Genomic DNA, 24,703 nt, shown 5'->3' with positions numbered 1-24,703 from the left:
TCAACTCCACGTATGGCTCCGCCCATAAGATCCGTTTTCAACCGCGTGTCACCTTATCGGGTGGGGAGAATGTGCCCCATGAAGGCCTCTTACCTCTCGCCCGCTGTCGGGCAGTACATCCTGGCCCACTCGACCCGCCCCGACGAGCTGCTCGACGAGCTCGCCGCCGAGACGCGCGCCGCCACAGGGCCTGACGCGGGGATGCAGATCTCCCCCGACCAGGGCCGCTTCCTCACCATGATCACTCAACTCGTCAAGCCCACGCTGGCCGTCGAGGTCGGGACGTTCACCGGCTACTCCTCGCTGTGCATCGCCAGGGGACTCGCCGGCGGGCGGCTGCGCTGCTTCGACGTGAGCGAGGAGTGGACCTCGATCGCCCAGCGGTACTGGGAGAAGGCGGGGGTCGCCTCGAGGATCACGCTCAGGCTCGGCCCCGCCACGGAGTCGCTGCGGGCCCTGGAGGAGCAGATCGACCTCGCCTTCATCGACGCCGACAAGATCAACTACCCGGCCTACTACGAGCTGGTGATGGAGCGGCTGCGCCCCGGCGGGCTGGTGCTGGTGGACAACACGCTGTGGGACGGCTACGTCGCCGACCCCTCGTACGAGGACGAGATGACCAGGAGGATGAGGGAGTTCAACGACCTGGTGATGAACGACCCGAGAGTCACCTCGGTGATGCTGCCGATCGCGGACGGCCTGACGATGATTCGAAAGAAGTAGCGAAATCATCTCCACGAGATGGTTACGATGTGTCGCGTGCTGAACACGTTGCGCTCGACCATCCGGCGGGGATGATAGTGACATGGCCAAGGTTCTGGAGCGACCGATCACAGAGATGCCGACAATGCAGGAAAGCTACAAGCGCGCCTGCGAGCTGTTTCCCAGCCACCGCGTCGAGTTCGTCGACGGCCGGATCGTGGTGAACGACGTGCCTACCTGGGATCATAACGAGATCATTTCCCGACTGCTCAAGCTCATCATCAGCATTGTCACCGACCGTGACTGGGAGATCGGCACCAACATCCAGCTCTTTCTCGGCGCTCAAGCTGATCGCTACATTCCCGACCTGACCATCGTGCCGCCTCACCCACGGATGTGGGGAGATGACGAGGTCTACGGCGAGGACACCAACCTCGTCGTCGAGGTCGTCTCGCCCTCCAGCGTCCACGACGACCACGCCGTCAAGCCCCGCGAGTACGCCAGGGCGGGTGTCCCGCTGTACCTGCTGATCGACCCCGCGCAGGGCATCGCGATCCTCTTCAGCCTGCCCGCCGAGAAGGGCTACCAGCACAGGACCCAGGTGGAGCTCGGCACCGCGCTCGACCTGCCTGAGCCGTGGAAGCTCTCCATCGACACGGGCACGCTCGTCGAGCCCTGACCCCCGCCCCTTCCGGCGGCGCGACCGTGGCCGGGACAATGGGGCGTGCACATCATTCTGGAGACCGAGCGGCTGGTGTTGCGCCGCTTCACCGAGGACGACCTCGACCATCTGGTCGAGCTGGACAACGACCCCGAGGTCATGCGCTATCTCAACGGCGGCAGGCCCGTCGCCCGCGACCTGATCAGGGACGTCACGCTGCCCAGGTTGATGTCCTACTACGAGCGTCCCGACGGGTTCGGGTTCTGGGCGGCCGAGGAGAAGCCCACGGGTGAGTTCATCGGCTGGTTCCACTTCAGGCCCGGCAAGAACGCCCCTCCTGGAGAGCTCGAGCTGGGCTACCGGCTGCGGAAGGCGGCGTGGGGCAAGGGCTACGGCACCGAGGGCTCCCGCGCCCTGATCGACAGAGGCTTCGCCGAGCAGGGCGTCGAGCGGGTGACGGCCGGCACCCTGGCCGTCAACACGGGCTCGAGACGGGTGATGGAGAAGGCCGGGCTGACGCACGTGCGCACGTACTTCGACGACTGGCCCGAGGGCATCGTGCGATCCGAGGAGGGCCTGGTCGAGTACGCGCTGACCAGGGCCGAGTGGGAGGCGAACAGGTCCGGCTTGTAGAAATGAGGCCATGTCCGTCTTGCAAGCCGAGTGGGAGCAGCATCGGCCGGCGGTCTTCGGCGCGGCCTACCGGCTGCTCGGGAGCGTGGCCGACGCGGAGGACGTCGTCCAGGACGTGTGGCTGCGTGCCGCGCAGGCCGATCTGGACGACGTGGCCGACCTGCGGGCCTGGCTCGTGACGGTCTCCGCGCGCACCTCCTACAACCTGCTCAACTCGGCGAGGGCTCGAAGGGAGAGCTACGTCGGGCCCTGGCTGCCGGAGCCGCTGCTGACCGGGCCGGACGCGGCCGCCCCCGTGCTGGTGGACGAGTCGGTGAGCTTCGCGATGCTCCTGGTCATGGAGGAGCTCTCCCCGCCCGAACGCGTGGCGCTGGTGCTGCACGACGTGTTCGCGCTGCCGTTCGACGAGATCGCCGAGGTGCTGGGCAACACCCCGGCCGCCAGCAGGAAGCTGGCCTCCAGGGCCAGGGGCCGCATCGCCAAGGCCAGGCGGCGGCAGCCGCCGTCCAAGGCCGAGACGGCCGAGGCGCTCCAGGCGTTCAAGGCGGCGGCGCAGGCCGGCGACCTGGCCAGGCTGGTCGAGCTACTCCATCCCGAGGCCGTCTACGTCGCCGACGGCGGCGGCAGGGTGACCGCGGCCCGCGCGCCCGTCCATGGTGGCGAGCGCGTCGCGACGCTGACCATCCGGGTGGCGCTGCAGGCGCGGCCCGACAGCATCGAGCTGATCGAGCTGAACGGCGAGCCCGCGCTCGCCGCCTACCGCGACGGCGCGCTGCTGTGGGTCGACACGGTCGAACTCGTGGACGGCAGGATCGCCGCGATCAGGCGCGTGGCCAATCCCGAGAAGATCGGTCACATCTGAGCGAGCGGCCTTGTTCAGCCGGGTACTCGAGCCCATCGGGGTCGGGCACCCGCGGGCGGCGGTGACCGGCATCGACACCGGGCGCGGCACCGTGACGGCCGGCGGCGAGGTCATCGCCTACGACCGGCTGGTGCTGGCGGCGGGCAGCGCCCTCGTGCGCCCCGACCTTCCTGGCGCGCGGCACCTGTTCGACGTCGGCGGCCTTCACCAGGGGCTGGGAGCGCGCGGTGATGGCCTCGGGCGTGGACGGCAAGGAGGTCAAGCGGTGAATCATGGAGATGATCCACCCGCCCGTCGACGACGCCGCGACCCTCCTGGCGGCCTCCGACCACCCCTGTTTCGAGATCCCGTTCTACGAGGGCCGCTGACCGGCGCGGCGAGTCCAGGCAGCTTGGATCTGTCGTCGCACGAAACGTGCCCTCATGGCCGAGGCGCCGCCGACCAGGGGGTCGGCGGCGCGAGGGGGAAGCGAGTCGGCGGGGGCGGATCAGGAGATCTTGTGGATCCAGTGGTGGGTGTCGGGGCGGGTGCCGTACTGGATGCCGAGCAGCTCCTCACGGATCTTGAGGGTCACCGGGCCTGGGGTGCCGTCGCCGATGGTCCAGGCGCGGTCGGCGCCCTTCACCGACCCCACGGGCGTCACCACCGCGGCCGTTCCGCAGGCGAAGACCTCGGTGAGCGTGCCCGACTCGCACCCCGCCTGCCACTCCTCGATCGAGATGCGCCCCTCCTCGGCCTCCAGACCCAGGTCGGCGGCCATGGAGAGGATGGAGTCGCGGGTGATGCCCGGCAGCAGGGTGCCGGTCAGCGCGGGGGTGACCAGCTTGTTGCCGAAGACGAAGAACAGGTTCATCCCGCCCATCTCCTCGACGTAGCGGTGCTCGTGGGAGTCGAGCCACACCACCTGGTCACAGCCCTGGGCGACGGCCTCGCGCTGGGCGACGAAGGCCGCGGCGTAGTTGCCTCCGCACTTGGCGGCGCCGGTGCCGCCGGGCGCGGCACGGGTGTAGTCGGTGGACAGCCACACCGACACCGGCTTGACGCCTCCGGCGAAGTAGGAGGCGGCGGGCGAGGCGATGACCATGTACTTGTAGGTCTTGGACGGGTAGTTGACGCCCAGCCCGACCTGCGTCGCGATGATGAAGGGCCGCAGGTAGAGGCTGTGGCCCTCGCTCGTGGGCACCCAGTCACGGTCGGTCTGGGTGAGCAGTTCGAGGGACTCGACGAAGGTGTCCTCGGGCAGCTCGGGCATGGCCATGCGCAGGCAGGAGGCGTTGAAGCGGGTCGCGTTCGCGTACGGCCTGAAGGTCACGATCGAACCGTTGGCCTGGCGGTACGCCTTCAGGCCCTCGAACAGCTCCTGCGCGTAGTGGAAGACGGAGGTCGCGGGGTCGAGGACCAACGGCCCGTACGGCTGGAGCCGCGCGTCGTGCCAGCCCTCGCCCTCGGTGTAGTCGATCGAGATCATGTGGTCGGTGAAGACCTGCCCGAACCCCGGACTCGCCAGTACCTGCTCACGCTCTGCCGCAGTGCGAGCGTGGTCGGAGAGCTGCACATCGAAGCTGAGCTTCTGAGCGGTGGTCATGACGGAAATCCTTCTCTTTTCGCGAGATTTGCCCTGAGTCCATTTTGCGCTGGACCGGGTAACGGGAACCTACAGCAAACGCCTGGCGGTTCTCGCTGGCCGCCAGGCGTCAATGGAGCACCGGCGGCTGCGAGGCCGCCGGGCTGGGGGTGCACACGACGGTCAGGCGCCGCCGGATACTCGTGCGGTGATGTCGTCACCGATCTCGTGCGTGGTGCGGCCGGCCCATCCGGCCAGGCGCTCCACGATGTCGTCGGCGACGGCCTGCTCGACGCGGGCCGCCTCCTCGGTCAGGCCGAGGTGGTCGAGCATCATGGCGACCGACAGGATGGTGGCCGTCGGGTCGGCCTTGCCCTGGCCCGCGATGTCGGGGGCGCTGCCGTGGACCGGCTCGAACATGCTGGGCGCGGTGCGGTCGGGGTTGATGTTGCCGCTGGCGGCCAGGCCGATGCCACCGGCGATGGCGGCGCCGATGTCTGTGATGATGTCGCCGAAGAGGTTGTCGGTGACGATCACGTCGAAGCGCTCGGGCTGGTTGACGAAGAACATCGAGGCCGCGTCGATGTGCTGGTAGTCGGTGGTGACCTCGGGGAACTCGGGCGCGATCCTGTTGACCGTGCGCTGCCACAGGTCGCCCGCGTAGGTGAGCACGTTGGTCTTGTGGACCAGGGTGAGCTTCTTGCGCGGCCGCTCGGCGGCCCTGGCGAAGGCGTAGCGGACCACGCGCTCGACGCCGAAGGCGGTGTTGAGCGACTCCTGGGTGGCGATCTCGTGGGGCGTGCCACGGCGCAGGACGCCACCGGCTCCCGCGTAGAGGCTCTCGGTGCCCTCGCGGACGACGACCATGTCGATGTCGCCAGGGAGGGTGTCGGCCAGCGGGGTCTCCACGCCGGGGAAGAGCTTGACCGGGCGCAGGTTGACGTAGTGGTCGAGCTCGAAACGCAGGCGTAGCAGGAGTTCGCGCTCGAGGATGCCCGGCGGCACGCTGGGGTCGCCGATGGCGCCGAGCAGGATGGCGTCGTAGCCGCGCAGCTCCTGCAGGACCTCGTCGCTCAGGGTCTCCCCGGTGGCGTGGTAGCGGGTGGCGCCCAGATCGTAGTGCGTGGACTCGATCTTGACGCCGACCGCCTCGAGGACCTTGAGCCCTTCGGCGACGACCTCGGTGCCGATCCCGTCGCCGGGGATGACGGCCAGACGAATGTTGCGCGACTCCATGGGCGGTACCTTACCGGCTCGTCTCGATGGACGAACACTCATCTCACTTGCCGGACGTCCAGTTTTGTCCTGTTTGCGGTGCTTTGACCCTTTCGTTAGAGTCCGTGCTGCCTAATCCGTTGCGGAGTCGCACGGAGCCGGGGACCCATTTCCCCCTGGGGCGAATCGGTGTCCCCACGCCGTAGGGCGGCTTCCACGCCCGAGCCCGTCAGCTAACCCGGTCGGCCACGTGGAAGGACAGTCCCCTGTCTCGCATCACCACGACCGCTGCCCTCTGCGGTCTTCTCGCCGCAGGAGCCCTCGTGACGGCATCCCCCGCCGTCGCGGACACCACCGGCTCCGACACCCCCTCGAGCTCCGCCACCGGCAAGAGCTCGGCGAGCAGCATCACCGGCGCCGACGTCAAGAAGGCGCGACTCAGCGAACAATCCACCCCCGCCTGGCGGGTCGCCCTCAAGTTCGCGCTGGCCAAGCGCGGCACGCCGTACGTCTGGGGCGGCACGGGCTCCGGCGGCTACGACTGCTCGGGCCTGATGCTCAAGGCCTACGAGAAGGCGGGCATCGAACTGCCCAGGGTGGCCGCCGACCAGTACCGGGCCTTCTCGAGGAAGATCTCGTGGGACAACCTCAAGCCCGGCGACCTGGTCTTCTTCAGCGGCCTCGGCCACGTGGGCATGATCTCCAGGCCGGGACACATGGTGCACGCACCCCGCTCGGGTGACGTGGTGAAGGAGGAGAAGCTCAGCGCCTGGCGACGGCAGGCGTTCGTCGGCGCGGTGCGTCCAGACCCCAAGGGTGTGGCGCTCGCGATGAAGCAGGCAAAGGCCAAGCAGGAACCCGCCCCCGCGATGCTGACCGCCACCCTGTAGGCGGCGGCACGCCCGTACAAGGCCGTCCCCTCGCGCCCTCGCCACCACGGCAGGCGCGGGGGGACGACTGCGCTCCTGCGGAAAGTGTCAGCGGTGGGGTCGCCCCGGTGGAGCAGGGGGACCTCCACCGGAACGGCCCGGATCAGCGAGGGGAGGGGGAACCGCCGTTGTCTCTGCGGTCCAGCGCGGTCTGGACGGCCTCAGCCGCCTCTTCCTCACGCTCTTCTGCACGGTTCCATGGGTACATGTCGTACACGTGACTCATCTCATTTCGCGGACGCGTATGAATCGGACGTCGGACTCCGGTCGCGAATCCGACCGGGCCTGAGCTCGTGCGGTCCGGGTCACGGACCGGACGAAGGGACTTGTGGCCGACACGACGCCGCTCACCGCGACGGGTCGTCGACCTGCCCTAACAGGCCCCGTCGCGGCAGGTAATAAGTACGAGTACCCAGCGCATTACTTCAAAAGTACCTGGCACGGTCCAGACTGTCTCGTAGGACGTCCGAATATCTCACGATATGAGACATCGTTGACGGCTACCCCGGAACGCGCGAACGCCCTCCCGCGGTGTGCGGGAGGGCGTTCCATGCGAGAGACGGTCAGTCGGTCAGGTCGACCGAGCGGCCGCTGTCGGCGCCGATCTCGGCCACGATCTGGTCGACCACGTCGGCGGGGATCGCCGAGTCGACGGTCAGGGCGATGAGCGCCTTGCCGCCCTTGACGTCGCGCGCCACCTGCATCGAGGCGATGTTGATGCCGTGCTCGCCCAGCAGCCTGCCGACGACGCCGACGATGCCGGGACGGTCGGTGTAGGTGAGGAAGGCCAGGTGGTCGGTCGGCTCGATCTCCATCTCGTAGCCGTTGACCTCGACGATCTTGGTGACCTGACGCGGGCCCGAGAGCGTTCCCGACACCGAGACGGTACGGCCGTCGGCCAGCACGCCCCGGACGCTGACGACGTTCCTCCAGTCGGGGCTCTCCGAGCTGGTGATCAGGTCGACCGTCAGGCCGCGCTCCTTGGCCAGGAGGGGGGCGTTGACATAGGTGACCGCGTCCTCGATGACGTCGGTGAAGACGCCCTTGAGCGCGGCCAGCTCCAGCACCCGCACGTCCTGGCTGGCGATCTCGCCGCGGACCTCGACGTCGAGCTTGGTGGCGGTCTCACCGGCCAGCGCGGTGAAGACGCGGCCCAGCTTCTCGGCGAGCGGCAGACCAGGCTTGACCTCCTCGGCCACGGCGCCACCCTGGACGTTCACCGCGTCGGGCACGAACTCACCGGCGAGCGCGAGCTTGACGCTGCGCGCGACCTGGGTGCCGGCCTTCTCCTGCGCCTCGTGGGTGGAGGCGCCGAGGTGCGGGGTGACGACGACCTGGTCCAGCTCGAACAGCGGGCTGTCGGTGCAGGGCTCCTTGGCGAAGACGTCGAGGCCCGCGCCCGCGACACGGCCCTCCTTGATCGCGGAGTAGAGGGCGCCCTCGTCCACGATGCCGCCGCGCGCCACGTTGACGATCCGCACCGACGGCTTGACCTCGTGCAGTTCCTTGTCGCCGATGAGACCGAGGGTCTCCTTCGACTTGGGCAGGTGCACGGTGATGAAGTCGGCGGTCTTGATGGCCTCCTCGAGGCTGACCAGCCTGACGCCCATGGCCGCGGCGCGCGCCGGCGGCAGGTAGGGGTCGTAGGCGATCAGCTCGACACCGAACGGCTGCAGGCGCTGCGCGACCAGCTGGCCGATCTTGCCGAGGCCGAGGATGGCGACGATCTTCTCGTCCAGCTCGACGCCGGTGTACTTGGAGCGCTTCCACTCACCGTTCTTGAGCGCTGCGTGCGCCTGGGCGGTGTTGCGGGCGCTGGCCAGGATGAGCGCGACGGTCTGCTCGGCGGCGCTGGTGATGTTGGAGGTCGGCGCGTTGACGACCATGACACCGGCCTTGGTGGCCGCCTCGACGTCGACGTTGTCCAGGCCGACGCCGGCGCGCGCGACGACGCGCAGCTTCGGGGCGGCGGCGATGGCCTCGGCGTCCACCTGGGTGGCGGAGCGGACGATGAGCGCGTCCACGTCGGCGAGCGCGGGCAGGAGCTGGGAGCGGTCGGCGCCGTCGGTGTGGCGGACCTCGAAGTCCGCACCAAGCACGGCGAGACCGGCTTCCGACAGCTCCTCTGCGACCAGAACGACGGGCTTGTTCACAGGTGGATCCTTAGGGGTCATGCGACGGGCTGAGGGACACGGCAGCGGGCCCCTCGGATCCCTCAGAGTCTATCCGGGCTTGTGAACGCATTCACGAGGGTCTCAGGATCTGGGCGCGTTACCCAGCAGCCGAGCGAGTCATCCCAACCCGAGCCAACTTTGTCTTGATCGGGAGATTTATTCGCTATTAGCCTGATAAGCCGTGGGCTACTACCTATCGTTCACCCTATGAGCATCGGGAACCCCGCTCTCGCCGACGTGCTCGCCCAGCATGGCAGTCCGCACCTGCTGCTGGCCGCACTCGCCGATGGGGGAATCCTGGTGGCCGTGCGCTCTGACCGCTCGGTCGTCCTGGGCACCACCCAGGTCGGCGACCGCGTGCTGCTCGGTTACACAGGCCCCCAGACCTACGCGCGCCACCGGGGTGGCCACTCGCTGTCGGCCTGCGACGCCGACACCATCCTCGACATCCAGCGCGTCACAGGCGTGCGGGAGATCGTGATCGACGCCGCAGGACCTGCCGCGGCAGCCGTTCCGATCGAGGACCTCCAGCGCTTCCTGGCATCCACACGGACTGGACCCCAGCCCGTGCTGTCAGGGGCGATGCCCACGGCGTACGCGACGGGCGCCATGGCCGCGGTCTCGCAGGGAGCGGCGGTGATGCACGGCGCGTCGCCGGCGCCGCCACCCGTGCGCTCCGTGCCGGCCGCGCCGCAGTCGTGGATCCCCGCGCCCCGTCCCCATCTGTCGGGCCCCATGCAGCAGGTGGATCCCGGCTACCGCCGCTGCACCCATCCGATCCTGCCCGCGCTGCGCGGGGCCATCGCGCTCCTGCTCGTCGACTACCCGCTGGTCCATCACGTGTGGATCTCCGAGGCGCGCACGGCCTCGGGGGCTCCCGGGATCATGCTGCACGTCAAGGTGCACATGTCGGCGGCCGAGGACGTGGTCCGCGACCTGCACCGAGGGGTCAGGGCCAGGCTGCCGCAGCTGGCGGCCAGCGAGGCGCCGATCCTCATGGCGAGGGTGGCCGACGCGCGCAGCGAGCGCAGGATGGTGGAGCTCGGCGCGCACGTGGTGTGCGCCGACGTCACCGACTGAGATCTGGGCCTGTCCGGACGGAGCATGCTCCGATTCAATGGGCCCATGATCGTCCCCAGGGGCGTGCGCCTCGGTTACGGTGTCGGCTCGTTCTGCACGGCGACGTTCGGCGCCGTGCCAGGACTGCTGCTGCTGTACTACATGACCAACTTCCTGGCCGTGCCCGCGTGGTTGGCAGGGGTGGTGGTGGCCGCGCCCAAGATCTGGGACCTGGTCGTGAACCCGCTGGTGGGCCGGTGGTCGGACCGTACGGTCTCCCGCATGGGCCCGCGCAGGCCGTGGATGCTGGCCGGGGCCTGCACGCTGCCGCTGGCCTTCGCCGCCCTGTTCGCGGGCCCACCCCTCACAGGGACACCCGCCGCGATCTACGTGGGCGTCGTCTTCCTGCTCGCCGCCACCGCCTACGCGCTGTTCGAGGTGCCCTACAAGGCGATGCCCGCCGAGATGACCGGCGACTACCACGAGCGGACGGCGCTGCTGCAGTGGCGCATGGTCTTCATCGGCGCCGCGACCGTGATCAGCGGCGTCGTCGCCCCCGCGATCGTCAACAGCCAGGGCGAGGGCGGCACGCTGTCCAGCTACCGGCTGATGGGCGTGACGATCGCGGTCGTGATGCTGGCCTCCATGCTGGGAGCCTTCTTCGGTACGGCCCGCGCCCCCGTGACCGGCGCCCCCGAGCCCGACGGCGGCACGCTGCGGTCGCAGTTCACCATGGTGCGCTCGAACCCGCCGTACATGTGGCTGCTGGCGCTGGGCTGCACGCAGTTCCTCGCGGTCGGCGTCATGCTGGCGGCGGCGCCGTACTTCGCCTCCTACGTCCTGGGTGATCCCAAGGCCACCAGCACGCTCTTCGCCGCGCTGATCGGCCCGATCCTGCTGACGATGCCGCTGTGGGTGAGGCTGTCCAAGCGCTACGAGAAGCGCGGCGCGATGCTCCTCGCAGGGCTGCTGTTCGGCGGCGGCACGGCCGCGGCGACGGCGACCCCTCTCCTCGGCGCCCTCTACGCGCACCTCATGCTGTTCGTGGTCGGGGTCGGCTTCGCGGGGGTGCAACTCCTGCAGTTCTCGATGCTCGCCGACGTGATCGCCCTCGACGCGGCCTCGACGGGCAAGCGGCGCGCCGGAGTGTTCACCGGGCTGTGGACCGCCATCGAGAGCGCGGTCAGCTCGTTCGGCGCGCTGATCTTCGGTGCCGTGCTCTCGATGGGCGGGTTCGTGTCGTCTGATCCGGGAAGGCCGGTGGTGCAGCCCGACTCGGCGATCACCGCCGTGCTGCTCGGTCAAACCGCCGTGCCAGCATTCATTATTTTTCTTGCCGTGCTCATGACGTTCCGTTACCGATTGACGGCGGAACATGTTCTGCATGACCCGCAACAGCCTTCTGCATCAGGCGAGATACGCCCTGCGGCACCCTGACAGAGTCATCCCCCACGCCCGGCGGCTCACCAGAGACCTGTGGTTCAGGCTCCAGACCCGCGACCACGTGGACTACTACCGGGCGGTGATGCGCTCCGACACCGAGCGCAACCCCGACCGTGCGGTCGGCTCCAAGAGCAGGGAGCGGTGGCTCAAGCTCGGCAAGACCCAGTTCGACTACCTCGTGAAGCACGGCCTGCTCCCCGAGCACCGGATGCTCGAGATCGGCTGCGGCAACCTGCGGGCGGGGCGGCTGTTCATCGACTACCTCCACAGCGGCCACTACTACGGGGTCGACATCTCCCCCGACATCCTCTTCGCGGCCCAGCAGACGCTGGCCGACTTCGACCTGCGCGACAAGCTCCCGCACCTGACCCCCGTCCACGACCTGCGCTTCGACTTCCTGCCCGACGAGTACTTCGACGTCGTCCACGCGCACAGTGTCTTCTCCCACTCACCCCCACGAGTGATCGAGGAGTGCTTCGCGCACGTGGGCCGCGTCATGAAGCCTGGGGGCTGGTTCGACTTCACCTTCGACAGGACCCAGGGCAGGGAGCACCAGGTCCTGCGCGAAGACTTCTACTACCGCACCGAGACGCTCGCCGAGATGGCCGAGCGGCACGGGTTCAAGGCGATGTTCATGGACGACTGGGAGCGGCTGCCGCACAAGCAGTCCAAGATGCGCCTGGTCAAGTAAGGCGACGGGTGAGAGGGAGCGCTCGCGTCCGCGCGAACGCTCCCGCCACCAGGGCGGCCAGCAGCGGCAGTCCGACCACGATCGCGCCCACCAGCTCCCACGGCACCGCCACCGTCGTCGCTTCGATCCGGTCGGCCAGGCCCTCCGGATTCAACGTGACGTAGTAGCCGGTCCTCGACGTCATGGCCCAGGCGAGCGCGACACCGGGGACCGCGCCCGCGATCGCGCCGACCAGCGCGCCGAGCCCCGCGATGTAGCCGGCCTGCCCTGCGAGGACCAGCCGCCCCGTCCTGGACGGCGCGCCCACCGCCGAGATCGTCGCCAGGTCGGGCCGCAGGTCGGCGGCGGCCAGGGCGGTGGCCACGAACGTGCCGCCGAGCACCAGAATCAGCGCGCCGCCCATCAGCACGAGCAGGAGGCTTGCGATGTCCGTCTGGAAGCCGTCCTCCAAATGGACGCTTACCTGCACGCTGGCCGCCTGTAGATCCTTTCGGAGCACCTCCACGTCCTGCGGCCAGTGCCGCGCGAAGATCAGGCGCTCCTTCAGTGTGAACCCCTTGGCCTTCATCGCGGCGGGTGAGAGCAGGATGCCGATCACCCGAGGGTCCGCCGCCTTCGCCACGACGGCCGGCACCTCGAACTTTCCGGCGTCAGAGGAGGGTCCTTCGAAGCCGGCGCGAAGGGAGAGGCGGCCGTGCCGCACCATCGAGGGGTCGAAGACGACCGCCTTGCCCTCGGCGAGCGCCGCGGCCGCCCTGGGGTCGTTCCCGCCCTGCATCAGCGAGAGCAGCCGCTGGTCTCCGACGAGCACCTCGCTGAGGTTGTAGCCAGTCGGACCGCACGAGGTGCACTCGGGGAGCAAGGCAATCGTTCTGCCTCTGGAGGTGACCGGCACGAACCCTTCGACCGGCTGGACGCCGGGCAACCGCTCCTGGGCGGCCTGGCGGATCCGCGCCCATTCCGCGTCGTCCACTTCGCGCGCGCCGATCGACAGCGTGCCGATCGGCGTCAGGGAGCGGAAAGACTCGCGGGCCTCGACGTACTGGCTGTTGACCCCGATGCCGGCCGCGACCGCTCCGGCCGTCGCCGCCATCACGGCCGCGACGGCCGAGGCCGTACGCATCCGGTGGCGAACGGCGTCGCGGACGCCCAGCCGCGGAGCCAGCGGCAGCCGTACGGCGAGCCGCCCCGTGAGCGCGACCAGTAGGGGCACCAGCGCCACCAGCCCCAGCAGCCCGAGCACGGCGGCGGCGAAGATCCATACCTCCTGAGTTCTGGAGGCCAGCAGCGTGGCGACCACGCCCGCCACCACCAGCACCAGTCCCAGCACGGGCCGTCCCGGCCCGCCGCGGGCCGCGCCCGAGCGCCCGGCCAGCACGGCGGCGGGGTCCTGGCGTCCGACCAGCACGGCGGGCGCCATGGCCGCCGCCACCCCGCTGACCAGCCCGAGCGCCATCACGCCGACCACCGGCCACCACGGCACCTCGAGCGGCCCCACCGAGTCCGACAGCACCGGGACCAGCAACAACCCGCCAGAGACTCCCGCGACGGCGGCCACCAGCGCCGCGGCCCCACCCATCACGAGCCCGTCGGCCAGCACGATCATCCGCAGGTGCGCCTTCGATCCCCCCTGCGCGGCGATCACCGCCAGCTCCGTCGCGCGCCGCCGCAGCCCGATCGCGAACGCGGGCCCCGCCAGCAGGACCGTCTCCATCCCCACCATGAACACCGCGACACCGATGCCCACCACGGTGGTGGTCTCCATGGAGATGGCGGGCTCGCGGGCGAGACTGGCAGGTGAGAGGCCGATCAGTCCCATCTCGTTGAGGCTGCGGGTGTCCTCCCACGTCGCGGGTGCGGGGGTGTCGGCCAGCCAGCCGGTGCCGCGGCCATCACGCTTGTCCTTCAGAAGGACGCCCCTGAAGCCGACGACCTGCTTGTACTCCGAGTCGAACGGGAACTCCACCACGCCGACCACCGTCACCCTGCGGTCGGCGCGGGTGACCTCGATCGTGTCACCGGGGCCTCGGCCCATCCTGGGCGTCACAGCGACCTCGTCGGCGGCGGCGGGATAGCGGCCCTCGATCAGCGGCCGCATGCCCTTGGTCAGAGGATCTCGCAGGTCGATCTCGATGGCGCTGACGTGGTCGTAACCACGGCCGGTCCTGACGTCCACGCTGCCCTCGTCGAAGCCGATCAGCCTGGAGCCCGGCTGGAGCCGTGCGGCCACCTCAGCGGCGGTGGTGGCGGCAGCGTTCTTGGGCCGCGCGGCTCCCTCGCCGTGGGGCATGCCGAAGTCACCATACTGCTCGTCCACCCTGGCGTAGTCGCTCGTCTTGATCCGCAGGTCGGCCGCGCCCAGCTTCCTGACGATCCCCTCGCTGAGCGTCACATCGGCCGTCGCGGCGAGGGTGAGCACGCCCGTGATCACCAGCACCGGCAGGCCGATCATCACCATGATCAGCACGGTGCGTCCCTTCGCCCTCAGGGCGTCGCGACGGGAAATCCGCAGCAGCGCTCTCATCGGGCGCTCACCACCGGCGCGGTCGAGTCGACGATCTGGCCGTCGCGCAGGAACACCACCCTGTCCGCCCATCCCGCGTAGCGCGACTCGTGGGTGACGAGCAGCACCGCGGCGCCCGCCTCGCAGCGGCTTCTGAGCAGTTCGAGGATCTCGTCACCCGTCGGGGTGTCCAGCGCGCCCGTCGGCTCGTCGGCCAGGATCAGCCTCCGCTCGCCCACCAGCGACCTGGCGATCGCCACCCGCTGGCGCTGCCCTCCCGACAGCTCGTCGGGGAACCTGTCGGCGACCGCCGCGAGCCCCATCTCCTCCAGGACGGCCAGCGCCTCGGCCCTGGCCTCGCGCGTCCGCACGCCGTCCAGCTCGCGGGGCAGCATGACGTTCTCCGCCCCGGTCAACGAGGGGATCAGGTTGAGGTCCTGGAAGACGTAGCCGATGCTCCTGCGCCGCAGCGCGGCCAGGTCCTTGACCGTCGAGAGGGGCACGCCCTCCACGGTGACCTCGCCGCTCGTGGGCCTGTCGAGGCCGCCCGCGAGGTTGAGCAGCGTGGACTTGCCCGAGCCCGAAGGACCCATCACGGCCACGAGCTCACCGGCCCGCACGTCGAGGCTGATCCCCCGCAGAGCGTGGACGGCCGTCTCACCCTCGCCGTGGACCCGCGCCACGTCCGTGAGTGTCACCACACTCGTCATTCCCCTGCCTCCTTGAGCACTGCCTCGCAGTGGTCGAGCCATCGCTGCTCGGCCTCCGCCTGAAAGATCATGGAATCCAGCACGAGGCGCTGCGCGGCGCCGTCGGTGCCGGTGCGCTTGGCCCTGGTCAGCTCCTGCAGGGCGCGCATCGTGGCGGTCCTCTGCCGCTGGATGACCGCGCCGACGTCGACGTCCTTCGCCGCGACGGCCATCGCCAGCTTGATGACCAGTTCGTCCCTCGGCCGGTCGGACTGGGCGACGGGGGTGCTGAACCATCGCTCCACCTCCGCCCGACCGGCCTCGGTGATCGTGTAGCCGACCCTGCCCTGCTCGTCCTGCTCTCCCGAGGAGACCAGGCCGTCGCGCTCCATGCGGGAGAGCGTCGTGTAGACCTGGCCGATGTTCAGCGGCCAGGTCGCCCCTGTGGACGACTCGAACTCCGCGCGCAGTTGGTAGCCGTACCTGGTCCCCTTGCTGAGCAAGGTCAGCAGGCTCTGTCTGATCGACATGAATACTCAGTATGCATACTCAGTATGGTCGACTCAAGGGATTCGCGAATTCTGGACAGGAAACGCCGTTCGGGCCGATACTCAGGGGCATGAGCTCGACGCAACCCCCATTTCGTGCCTCCGATGGGGAACGTGATCGCGCCATCGACGAGCTCCGCGACCGCGCCGTCGAGGGGCGCCTGTCCCATGACACCTTCGTGGGCCGGGTCGACCAGGCACTACGCGCGCGCAGCCGCTACGAACTCGACGATCTGGTCGCCGACCTGCCGCCACGCAACACGGTCCGCCAGAGGCTGACCGACATGGTCGCCTCCGTCTCGGAGTTCACCACCCGCGTGCAGTCGGCATGGCGCAAGCCCCGGCTGCCCAGGCTGGCGCTGCCCAACGACAGCAGGCTCAGGTACGTCGTGGGCCGTGGCTCGGCCTGCGACCTGGTCCTGGCCGACCTCACCGTCTCGCGGGTCCACGCCGAGCTGCGCAAGGAGGACGACGGCTCCTGGCTGCTGGTCGACCTGGGCTCGCTGAACGGCACCAGGCTGAACGGCTGGCGCCTGGTCGGTCCCGCACGGGTCCGCTCAGGTGACGAGATCTCCTTCGGCGACGTGGGGTTCCTGGTCTCCGCCGGCGCGGCGCCTGCCTCCTGATCCGCACTGCCGTCCCTTTGCCGGGCGGTTGTGGAACGCTCCCGAGCAGGGGCTCGCGAAAGATACGGATATTTGCGGATTGCGGCGAGGAGTGGGCGCTCCCATGATCCCTCCGAGACCTCGTACGCACCCTGGAGACCTCCATGCGTCGCACACCAGCTTCACTCGTCGCGGGCGCGCTCGTCGTCGCCCTCGCGTGGGCGTCAAGTCCTGTCTCTCCCGCCACCGCCGCCGACCCCTCCCCCGGCATCGCCGACCTGACCCAGGATCTCAACCAGATCCTCAGCGACTCCCGCCTGACCATCGCCAGAGCGGGCGTCGTGGTGAAGAGCGCGGCCACCGGCGAGGAGCTCTACTCCATCGACTCGGGCAAGCTCATGACCCCCGCGTCCAACACCAAGCTGTTCACCTCCGCCGCCGCGGCCGAGGTGCTCGGGCTCGACTACCGCTTCACCACCAGCGCGCTGGCCGCCGGCCGTACGGTGGGGTCGATTCTGAAGGGTGACCTGGTGCTGCGCGGCACCGGCGACCCGACCATGCTCGCCGCCGACTACGACGCGCTGGCGGCGGCCGTCGCCGCCAAGGGCGTCAAGGTCGTCACAGGAAGGCTGGTCACCGACGACAGCTGGTTCGACACCGTACGGCTCGGCCAGGACTGGGCCTGGGACGACGAGACCGCCTACTACGCCGCGCAGATCTCCGCACTGACCGCCTCGCCCGACAGGGACTACGACGCGGGCTCGGTGATCGTCTCCGTGGCCGCCGACGGGGACAAGGTCAAGGTCACGACCACCCCCGAGACCGACTACCTGAAGATCGTCAACAACGCGACGGTCGGCGCGTCGACCGACGTGCTCATCGAACGCCGCCACGGCACCAACACCGTGGTCATCACCGGCACCGTCGCGAGCCCCTACGACGAGTGGGTGGCCGTCGACGACCCCACCCGCTACGCCGCCTCGCTGTTCCGCAAGGCGCTGAACGCCCACGGCGTCAGGGTCCTCGGCTCCACCGTCTCGGGCGCTCCCGAGGGCGCGAGCGAGCTGGCCAAGCACGAGTCGATGCCGCTGAGCGAGCTGCTGGTGCCGTTCATGAAGCTCAGCAACAACATGCACGCCGAGATCCTCACCAAGGCCATGGGCCGCAAGGTGGCGGGCCAGGGCACCTGGACCGCAGGGCTCAAGGCCACCTCCGACTTCGCCAAGGCCAACGGTGTCCAGATCCTGAACCTCCGCGACGGCTCGGGCCTGTCCCGCCGCGACGGCGTCACCGCGGGCTCCATCGCCCAGCTGCTGCTGTCGGTGCGGAGCAAGCCGTGGTTCACGACCTGGTACAACGCCCTGCCCATCGCCGGCAACGCCGACCGCTTCACCGGCGGCACGCTGCGCAGCCGCATGCGCGGCACCCCCGCCGCGAACAACGTCCACGCCAAGACCGGCTCGCTGACCAGCGTCACGTCCCTGTCGGGCTACGTCACCAGCGCCGAAGGGGAGCCGCTGGTCTTCTCCATCATGCTCAACCAGTACCTGTCAGGCTCTCCCAAGGACATCGAGGACAAGATCGCCGTACGGCTGGCGAAGTTCAGCCGCACCACGCCCGACACCGCCGCCCAGCTCAGGAGCGACGTCCCCGCCTCCCAGGAGGGCGGCGACCTGGAGTGCTCATGGCTCAAGCCCGTCCAGTGCTAGCGCTCTGACCTGCGCGTACTCACGGCCCGCCCCGTCCAGGGGCGGGCCGTCCGCGTTCGCGCGGCGCATGTCTCGTTTGGTGAATTTCAGTCGTAGTGACGGCGTGCCGCGCAGTCGCGGATCACCCTGGTCCACTCGGCCAGCGCGGGGTCCGACGCCGTCGCCTCGTGCAGGTTCCGCCACAGCTCCGCCCTGCTCCAGCGGGCGAACCAGTGGTGGGCCGTGGGCACCGTGACGCCGAAGGAGTGCGGCAGGTGCTGCCAGGCGCAGCCGCTCGTGACCACGTAGACGACCGCCACCATGACCTGGCGCGCGTCGGCCGCGGCCCTGCCGCCGCCCTGGGGCCGCGGACGTGGCTCGGGCACGAGCGTGCTGGCCACCGCCCACAAGTCGTCGGGAACCAGTCGTCGAGCGAGTGCCTCCACGCCTGTGATCCTCTCGCATGGGCTCTGACCTGCCAAATGAGACATCAGCCCATGTGCGGCGAGGGGCCTTGCGGAGTTAGCGTCGGCCCCTCACCGACGAAGGGAGAAGATCCATGAGGATCCTCGTAACCGGCGCGACGGGCGTGGTCGGCCGCATCGTGGTCGACCGGCTGCTCGAGGCGGGACAGCAGGTGCGCGCGCTGACCAGGAACCCGGCCGCCGCGGGCCTGCCGGACGCCGCCGAGGTCGTGGCGGGTGACCTCACCGCCCCCTCCACGCTCGCCGGCGTGTTCGACGGCGTGGAGCGGGCCTACCTCCTGCCCGGCGTCCTCGACCCAGACCGCGCCGCCGAACAGGCCCAGTCCTTCGTGAAGCCGGCCGCCGAGGCAGGCGTCGACCGGGTCGTCGACATGTCGACCTCGGCAGTCACCGAGCGGCGTCCCGGCAGCTACGAGATGTTCCTCGAGGTCGAGCAGGTCATCGAGGCGTCGGGGCTGGCGTGGACCCACGTGCGGCCAGGCGAGTTCGCCGTCAACAAGCTCGACATGTGGGGCGAGTCGATCCGCGCTGAGGGCGTGGTCCGCAGCGCCTTCCCCGACGCGCTGGGGGTGCCCATCCACGAGGCCGACATCGCCGAGGTGATCGTGGCCGCCCTCCTGGAGGACGGCCACGAGGGGCGGGCCTACTCGCTGACCGGGCCGCAGGCCCTCAGCCACCGCCGGCAGGCCGAGGCCGTCGGTGAGGGGCTGGGCAGGCGGCTGCGCTTCGAGGCGCTGACGTACGGGCAGGCGCGGGCGGCCTACATCAGGGCCGGGTTTCCCGGGGGCAGCGCGGAGTACATCCTCGGGTACCAGGCCGAGTACGCGGAGGAGCCGCCGCAGGTCTCGCCCGACGTGGAGGAGGTCCTCGGCAGACCCGGCCGCACCCTGTCCCGCTGGGCCGCCGACCACGCCGCAGACCTGACCTGATTTGACCTGACCTGACCAGGGGCGCCTCCACACCGGAGGCGCCCCTTCTCTCGCGCCGAAGCCACATCCTCCCTGACCTGGAGGCAGCGATGTTGGTGGGACGCAGACGCGCAGGTGGGGGTGGGGGTTTACATGGGGTCGAAGCGGCCTATATTACGAATGGGACACATGGAGCCCCAGATTTCGTTGGTTTTTGCGTGACATGACCGTTGTGTGCAGACCAGAATGCGTGCTCGAACCAGCGTCTAAACCCCATCGGAGGACATCGTGCGCAGACAGCTCCAGGCACTCGCCTGCCTCGGAAGTCTGGCGGCATTGAGCACTCCGCTCGCCGCCGCGCATGCGGAGACCAAGCAGGACTCCTGTCGCGTGGTCGCGGCCAAGCCCTACCTCGACGCCAACGGCACGGTCAGGGGTGGCGCCTCGCGGGCGGGCTGTGACGACCAGGCGCGGCTGCGCGTCCGCATTGTCCAGCTGCGGCCTGGTCCCGACCGCACCCTCAAGAGCGGCTCCAAGCTGATCGGCAACGGCAGCCTCGTGGCCGGGGTCCGGTGCACCGAGGTGCCGCGGCGCCTCTACGTCACGGCGACGGACTACCGGGGCAACCAGCACCGCTCAGGTGTGGTCGCCCTGTCCTGCGACACCGCTCCGACACCCACCCCCACCCCCACGCCCACCGCGACTCCTACGACGTCCGCGACCCCCACGCCGTCTCCTTCGGGTTCGCCCTCAGGTGGCTCGGCCGTGGAGGAGGAGGTCGTCAAGCTGACGAACGAGGCACGGGCCACGTCGGGGTGCAAGCCGCTCACCCACGACCCGAAGCTGCACGCCGCCGCAGAGGGTCACTCGGCCGACATGGCCGCCAAGGGCTACTTCGATCACACCTCCCCCGACGGCCGTAACCCGGGCGACCGCATCAAGGCCTCGGGCTTCTCGCCGATCAGCGCGTGGGGCGAGAACATCGCCAAGGGCCAGCGCACCGCGGCCGACGTGGTGCGCGGCTGGCTGAACAGCCCTGGGCACAAGGCCAACATCATGAACTGCAACTACACCCACATCGGGGTCGGTCACGACGCCAAGGGCCCGGTCTGGACCCAGGTCTTCGCCCGCCACTGATACCAACCGGCTGAAGCCAACCCGCCAAAGCTGACCGCTGAAGCTGACCTGCCGAAGCCGGACCCGCCGAAGCTGACCCGCCTAAGCCGGACCCGCTGAAGCCAACTCGCGTCGGGTACCCCCAACCGCCCCCACCCGGCGCTCCCCCGCGGGCCCGTCCGCGCCTCCTCCTCCGCACGGAGAGCCGCAGGACGGGCCCGCCCCTCAGCCCCAGCCGATTTCGCCACCGCACATACGGCTCCACCGGCCCCCCGCCTGCAGCCGCCCGCGCCGTCGGTCACGGCCTCAGTGGCACCACTTCATGAGGCCCCCTCCCACCGAGGCCCGTCCCACCGATCAACACACCAAAGCCGCCACCCGCAAGCCATCACCCCACCCCACGAGCCACCGACCCAACCGAGATCGCCCCCTGGTGAGGGCACACTGGCACCGCCGGCATTCACCACCAAGAGATCCCAGCGTCACAAACCACCACCCCGCAACCCACCGCGCCACCGAGACCCGTCCACTGATCACGGCCCCACCGGCACCGCTCCGCAAGCCACCACCCCAGCGGCCCGTCACGGAGTCAACGCGGCACCAACTCCACCCCGCGAGCCATCTCCCCAGAGGCCCACCTCCAGGGTCACCTCTGCACAGGTCAGAGCCTCATTGGCTGTCGCTCCCCAGGTCACGGGTCACCTCGCCACCCACCCGGTCCCGCGAGCCACCGCCCCACCCGGGCCCGCCTCACGAGTCAGCGCCCCTCGCGAGCCATCTCCCGAGCCAGCGCCCCATCGGGGCCGTCTGTCTCGTCATTCAACGTCCCGCCCGAGTCAACGCCCCATCGGGGCCGTCTCGTGATTCAGCGCCCCTCCCGAGCCGTCTCCCGAGTCAACGCCCCGCCCGAGCCGCCTCGTGAGTCAGCGTCCCGCCGAGGCCGTCTCGTGAGCTCCGTGTCACCCCGCGCCGATCACACCGCCACCGGCTGGGCGCTGCCCTGTGCGAACTCCTCGAGGAAGGCCGCCTCGTCGAGGGTCTGCCTGCACCGCGCGATGACGCGGTCGACATCGCCCCGCTCGGCCGCCGGCAGCGGCCTGCCCACCGACTCGCGGGCCGCCGAGGCCGCACCCAGCAGCCGCGCCGCACCCCGGTGGTCGCCCGACAGCGACACCGCCCCCGCCATCCCCTCGAGGGCGAGCGCCAGGGCCCGGGGGTCGGAGGTCGCCGCCGCATGGGCGTGCCCCTCCCTGTGCAGCGCCAGCGCCTGCTCGGCGTCGCCGCGCAGTTCGGCGATGAACCCCAGCTCGGCCAGCAGCAGCGCGGCCCCCGCCTCGCCCTCCATCTTCATGATCCAGTCGAGCCAGGTGCGCAGGTGCTTCTCCGCCGCCTCGAACCTGCCCTGCCGCCGCGCGCTGAGCGCCAGCCCGATCTCGGCGTACTGCTCGGCATAGGGGTGCGCCTGCTCGGCCGCCAGCCGCCTGGCCCGTTCGTGCAGCTCGTCGGCCCTGGCGTAGTCGCCGGCCAGCAGCGCGATCCTGCCCAGCCCCGACAGGCTGCGTGAGACCTCGAACCACAGCTCGAGCTCCTCGGCCATGGCCAGCGCCCGCCGGTGGAAGCCCGCGGCCCTTTCGTAGTCGCCGTCGATCTCGGCCAGCATGGCCAGCGGCTCGACCGCCTGAAGCACGCCCCAGTGGTCGCCCAGCTCCTCGAAGAGCCTGAGGCTGCGCCCGCCCTCGCGTTCGACGGCGGCGAAGTCGCCTCTGATGGTGGCCTGGAAGGCCCTGCCGGTGAGCGCCGCCGCGGTGCCCCAGCGGTCGCCGAGCTCCTCGAAGGTGGCGAGTGACCGGCTGAGCAGCTCGGCGCTGAACGACAGCTCGCCCTGGCCCCACTGGACGAAGCCGAGCAGCCACTGCGCCGTGGCCAGCTGCACGGCGTCGCCCTCCGCTTCGAGCACCGCGAGCGCGTTCCTGGCCTGGCCCACGACGTCGTCGCAGCCGCCCAGGCGTAGCGTGAGCCCCGCGTGCCAGATCTGGGCGACCGCCCTGAGGCTCCGCTTCGCCTCGCCTGGCACCGACAGCGCAGTGATCAGTGCTCTGCGGCCCTCGTCGAACCGGCATCGCAGCATGAGGTGCCAGGCCATCGCGCTGGCCAGGCGCAGCGCCGTGTCGGCAGCGCCCTGGTGGTCGGCGGTGTCGAGGGCGGTGCGGATGTTGGCGCTCTCGGCGTCGAGCATGGCCAGCCATCGCGACTGGCCCGCGACCCGCAGATCGGCCCGCTCAGCAAGATCCAGGTAGTGGTGGGCGTGACGCAGCTTCACACAGTGGAGCTCGCCCGCCTCGCCGAGGCGTTCGACGCAGTAGGCGGCCACCGACTCGAGCAGGCGGTAGCGGATGCCGCTCGCCCCCGCGACGGTGACCACCAGCGAACGGTCGACCAGCCTGGCCAGCAGGTCGAGCACGTCGGCGGGGCGCACACCCTCTCCTGAACAGACCGCCTCGGCCGCCTCGAGCGTGCAGCCGTCGGCATGGACGGCCAGGCGGCGCAGCACGACACGCTCGGCCTCGGTCAGCAGCTCCCAGCTCCAGTCGATCATCGCGCGCAGCGTCTGCTGCCTGGCGGGAGCGTCGCGCCTGCCACCGGCCAGCAGGCGGAACCTGTCGTCGAGGCGCTCGGCGAGCTGGGCGGGGCTGAGCACCCGCATGCGGGAGGCCGCCAGCTCCAGCGCCAGCGGGATGCCGTCGAGCCGCCTGCAGATCGCGGCGACGGCCTCGGCGTTGCCGTCGTCGAGGGTGAAGCCGGGCGCGGCGGCCGTCGCCCTCGCGGCGAAGAGCTGGACCGCGCTGGAGGCGGTCGGCTCTCCCGCCCCGTCGGGCAGGTCGAGTGGCTGGACGGCGAACAGCATCTCGCCCTCGATGGCCAGCGCCTCCTGGCTGGTGGCCAGGACGCGCAGCGATGGGGCGGCGCGCAGCAAAAGCTCGGCGACGGCGGCCACCTGCTCGACCACGTGCTCGCAGTTGTCGAGCACCAGCAGCATCCGCTTGCCGCGCAGCACCTCGACCAGCCGCTCGTCCGCGCCCACGCCCCGCCGTCCGGCCGCCCTGTCGTCGCGGACGCCCACGACGGCGGCGATGGCGTCGACCACGCAGCCCGCCGAGGGATGGGCAGCCAGCTCCACCAGATAGACCCCGTCGGGGCCGACCCCGTCGAGGCCGGCCGCCGCCTCGAGCGCCAGCCTGGTCTTGCCGACCCCGCCGGGGCCTGTCAGCGTGACCAGGCGGTGGGCGGCGACCAGCGAGCGCACCTCGGCCGCCGCCGCCTCCCTGCCGATCAGGCCGGTCATCGGCACGGGCAGGTTGGTGCGCGCCCTGGCGGGCGCGGGCGCGAGGGCGGGGTCCTGCTCGAGGATCGCCCTGTGCAGCGCGACCAGCTCGGGGCCCGGGTCGACGCCGAGCTCCTCGCGCAGCCGGTCGCGCAGGTCGGCGTAGCTGTCGAGCGCCTCGCTCTGCCGCCCTGCCCCATAGAGGGCGCGCAGGTGCGCCGCGCGCAGCCGCTCGCGCAGCGGATGGGCGGCCACCAGGTCGGCGAGCTCGGCCGCCAGCTGCCCGTGCTGGCCGAGCTCCAGCCTGGCCTCGGCGTGCTCCTCCAGCGCCACGAGCCGCTGTTCGGCCAGCCTGGCGACCACCGGCCTGACGAACTCCTCGTCGGCGACGTCGGCGTAGGGCGCGCCTCTCCACAGCCCGAGCGCCTCGGCCAGCAGCGCGCACCTCGCCGAGGGATCGTCGCTCTCGCTCGCCCGCGCGACGAGCTCCTCGAACCTGTGGGTGTCGAGCGCGCCTGGATCCACCCGCAGCACGTAGCCCGAAGGGGCGAAGGCCAGCCGCTGCCTGCCGCCTGGCTCGGCCTCCTCCAGCACCCTGCGCAGCTGCGACACCTTGACCCGCAACGCGGCGGCCGGCTTGCCCGGCGGCGCGTCACCCCAGAGGTCGTCGATGAGGCGGTCGGCGGAGACCGGCCGCCCCGCGTGGGCGAGCAGGTCGGCCAGCAGGGCGCGCACCTTCGCCTCGGGTATGCGCAGCGACCTTCCCTCCACCGACCAGACCGCCAGCGGGCCGAGCACCCCGAATCGCATGTCGCTCAAGCTAACAAAGGCCTCCGACAATTTCGCTGCCACCGTAAGCGCTCCCAAATCCATCCATAACCGCCCGTCAGCAGAGTGCTGCCCATG

General features: G+C 70.3%; 20 protein-coding genes and 1 riboswitch. Of the genes, 12 read left to right on the top strand and 8 right to left on the bottom strand.

The window, feature by feature from the left end; genetic code table 11:
- Window positions 1-78 precede the first annotated feature (78 nt).
- The 4 genes from ABFX55_RS44065 (at window position 79) to sigJ (ending at window position 2,858) form a co-directional block, all read left to right on the top strand.
- A complete protein-coding gene (locus tag ABFX55_RS44065; protein ID WP_346129624.1) occupies window positions 79-723 on the top strand; it encodes an O-methyltransferase in 645 nt (214 codons plus the stop codon).
- A gap of 82 nt (window positions 724-805) precedes the next feature.
- Window positions 806-1,381 carry a Uma2 family endonuclease gene (locus tag ABFX55_RS44060; RefSeq protein WP_346129623.1) on the top strand — a complete coding sequence of 192 codons (576 nt, stop codon included), beginning with the start codon at window positions 806-808 and terminating at the stop codon, window positions 1,379-1,381.
- 45 nt (window positions 1,382-1,426) lie between these two features.
- Window positions 1,427-1,996, top strand: coding sequence for a GNAT family N-acetyltransferase (locus ABFX55_RS44055; protein WP_346129622.1), 570 nt, complete (start codon window positions 1,427-1,429; stop codon window positions 1,994-1,996).
- A gap of 10 nt (window positions 1,997-2,006) precedes the next feature.
- Window positions 2,007-2,858, top strand: coding sequence for an RNA polymerase sigma factor SigJ (gene sigJ, locus ABFX55_RS44050; RefSeq protein WP_346129621.1), 852 nt, complete (start codon window positions 2,007-2,009; stop codon window positions 2,856-2,858).
- 487 nt (window positions 2,859-3,345) lie between these two features.
- Here the strand turns inward: sigJ and ABFX55_RS44045 are convergent, their stop codons facing one another.
- Both ABFX55_RS44045 and ABFX55_RS44040 read right to left on the bottom strand, forming a co-directional pair.
- A complete protein-coding gene (locus tag ABFX55_RS44045) occupies window positions 3,346-4,443 on the bottom strand; it encodes a branched-chain amino acid aminotransferase (protein ID WP_346129619.1) in 1,098 nt (365 codons plus the stop codon).
- Between the two features lie 162 nt (window positions 4,444-4,605).
- On the bottom strand, window positions 4,606-5,658 hold the full coding sequence (locus tag ABFX55_RS44040) for a 3-isopropylmalate dehydrogenase (protein WP_346129617.1): 1,053 nt from the start codon (window positions 5,656-5,658) through the stop codon (window positions 4,606-4,608).
- A gap of 98 nt (window positions 5,659-5,756) precedes the next feature.
- Window positions 5,757-5,900, top strand: a riboswitch (cyclic di-AMP (ydaO/yuaA leader).
- Window positions 5,901-5,960: 60 nt separating this feature from the next.
- Here ABFX55_RS44040 and ABFX55_RS44035 point away from each other — a divergent pair.
- Window positions 5,961-6,527: a C40 family peptidase gene (locus ABFX55_RS44035; RefSeq protein ID WP_346129616.1), complete on the top strand. Its 567-nt coding sequence runs from the start codon at window positions 5,961-5,963 to the stop codon at window positions 6,525-6,527.
- A 602-nt stretch (window positions 6,528-7,129) separates the two neighbouring features.
- Here the strand turns inward: ABFX55_RS44035 and serA are convergent.
- The gene (serA, locus tag ABFX55_RS44030; protein ID WP_346129615.1) at window positions 7,130-8,719 is read right to left on the bottom strand and encodes a phosphoglycerate dehydrogenase; all 1,590 of its coding nucleotides are present in this window, start codon (window positions 8,717-8,719) and stop codon (window positions 7,130-7,132) included.
- 228 nt (window positions 8,720-8,947) lie between these two features.
- Here serA and ABFX55_RS44025 point away from each other — a divergent pair, with 228 nt between their 5' ends.
- Genes ABFX55_RS44025 through ABFX55_RS44015 form a run of 3 tightly spaced genes read left to right on the top strand, consistent with a single transcriptional unit; the run spans window position 8,948 to window position 11,933 of the window.
- Window positions 8,948-9,820, top strand: coding sequence for a hypothetical protein (locus tag ABFX55_RS44025; RefSeq protein WP_346129614.1), 873 nt, complete (start codon window positions 8,948-8,950; stop codon window positions 9,818-9,820).
- A gap of 45 nt (window positions 9,821-9,865) precedes the next feature.
- Window positions 9,866-11,236, top strand: a complete 1,371-nt coding sequence (locus ABFX55_RS44020; protein ID WP_346129612.1) for an MFS transporter — start codon at window positions 9,866-9,868, stop codon at window positions 11,234-11,236.
- Window positions 11,184-11,933: a class I SAM-dependent methyltransferase gene (locus ABFX55_RS44015; RefSeq protein ID WP_346129611.1), complete on the top strand. Its 750-nt coding sequence runs from the start codon at window positions 11,184-11,186 to the stop codon at window positions 11,931-11,933. Before ABFX55_RS44020 ends, ABFX55_RS44015 begins: the two co-directional genes overlap by 53 nt.
- On the opposite strand, the gene ABFX55_RS44010 is transcribed toward ABFX55_RS44015, so the two are convergent.
- The 3 genes from ABFX55_RS44010 to ABFX55_RS44000 are packed head-to-tail and all read right to left on the bottom strand — an operon-like array spanning window position 11,926 to window position 15,655.
- Window positions 11,926-14,457 (bottom strand): FtsX-like permease family protein, encoded by a 2,532-nt coding sequence (locus ABFX55_RS44010; protein ID WP_346129609.1) that lies wholly within the window; start codon window positions 14,455-14,457, stop codon window positions 11,926-11,928. The genes ABFX55_RS44015 and ABFX55_RS44010 overlap by 8 nt on opposite strands.
- Entirely contained in the window at window positions 14,454-15,146 is a 693-nt protein-coding gene (locus ABFX55_RS44005) for an ABC transporter ATP-binding protein (RefSeq protein WP_346129607.1), read from the bottom strand. The genes ABFX55_RS44010 and ABFX55_RS44005 overlap by 4 nt, the downstream gene beginning before the upstream one ends.
- Window positions 15,143-15,655: a PadR family transcriptional regulator gene (locus ABFX55_RS44000; protein ID WP_183656265.1), complete on the bottom strand. Its 513-nt coding sequence runs from the start codon at window positions 15,653-15,655 to the stop codon at window positions 15,143-15,145. The genes ABFX55_RS44005 and ABFX55_RS44000 overlap by 4 nt, the downstream gene beginning before the upstream one ends.
- Before the next feature lie 89 nt (window positions 15,656-15,744).
- Between ABFX55_RS44000 and ABFX55_RS43995 the strand changes: the two genes are divergently transcribed.
- Together ABFX55_RS43995 and dacB are read left to right on the top strand one after the other, a co-directional pair.
- Window positions 15,745-16,299 (top strand): FHA domain-containing protein, encoded by a 555-nt coding sequence (locus ABFX55_RS43995; RefSeq protein WP_183656262.1) that lies wholly within the window; start codon window positions 15,745-15,747, stop codon window positions 16,297-16,299.
- A gap of 143 nt (window positions 16,300-16,442) precedes the next feature.
- Complete coding sequence (gene dacB, locus ABFX55_RS43990; RefSeq protein ID WP_346129604.1) at window positions 16,443-17,987, top strand: D-alanyl-D-alanine carboxypeptidase/D-alanyl-D-alanine endopeptidase; 1,545 nt, start codon at window positions 16,443-16,445, stop codon at window positions 17,985-17,987.
- Window positions 17,988-18,073: 86 nt separating this feature from the next.
- Here dacB and ABFX55_RS43985 read toward each other — a convergent pair whose 3' ends face one another.
- The gene (locus ABFX55_RS43985) at window positions 18,074-18,412 is read right to left on the bottom strand and encodes a transposase (RefSeq protein WP_346129603.1); all 339 of its coding nucleotides are present in this window, start codon (window positions 18,410-18,412) and stop codon (window positions 18,074-18,076) included.
- 113 nt (window positions 18,413-18,525) lie between these two features.
- On the opposite strand from ABFX55_RS43985, the gene ABFX55_RS43980 reads away from it, so the two are divergent.
- Window positions 18,526-19,380, top strand: a complete 855-nt coding sequence (locus ABFX55_RS43980) for an NAD(P)H-binding protein (RefSeq protein WP_346129601.1) — start codon at window positions 18,526-18,528, stop codon at window positions 19,378-19,380.
- A 315-nt stretch (window positions 19,381-19,695) separates the two neighbouring features.
- On the top strand, window positions 19,696-20,496 hold the full coding sequence (locus ABFX55_RS43975; protein ID WP_346129599.1) for a CAP domain-containing protein: 801 nt from the start codon (window positions 19,696-19,698) through the stop codon (window positions 20,494-20,496).
- 952 nt (window positions 20,497-21,448) lie between these two features.
- On the opposite strand, the gene ABFX55_RS43970 is transcribed toward ABFX55_RS43975, so the two are convergent.
- Entirely contained in the window at window positions 21,449-24,607 is a 3,159-nt protein-coding gene (locus ABFX55_RS43970) for an AfsR/SARP family transcriptional regulator (protein ID WP_346129597.1), read from the bottom strand.
- Between the last annotated feature and the right edge of the window lie 96 nt (window positions 24,608-24,703).

The sequence above is a fragment of the Nonomuraea roseola genome (assembly GCF_039535395.1).
GTDB classification, from domain to species: domain Bacteria; phylum Actinomycetota; class Actinomycetes; order Streptosporangiales; family Streptosporangiaceae; genus Nonomuraea; species Nonomuraea roseola.
The sequence above is the reverse complement of the archived record's forward strand: the minus strand, read 5'-3'. Positions and strand labels throughout refer to the sequence as shown.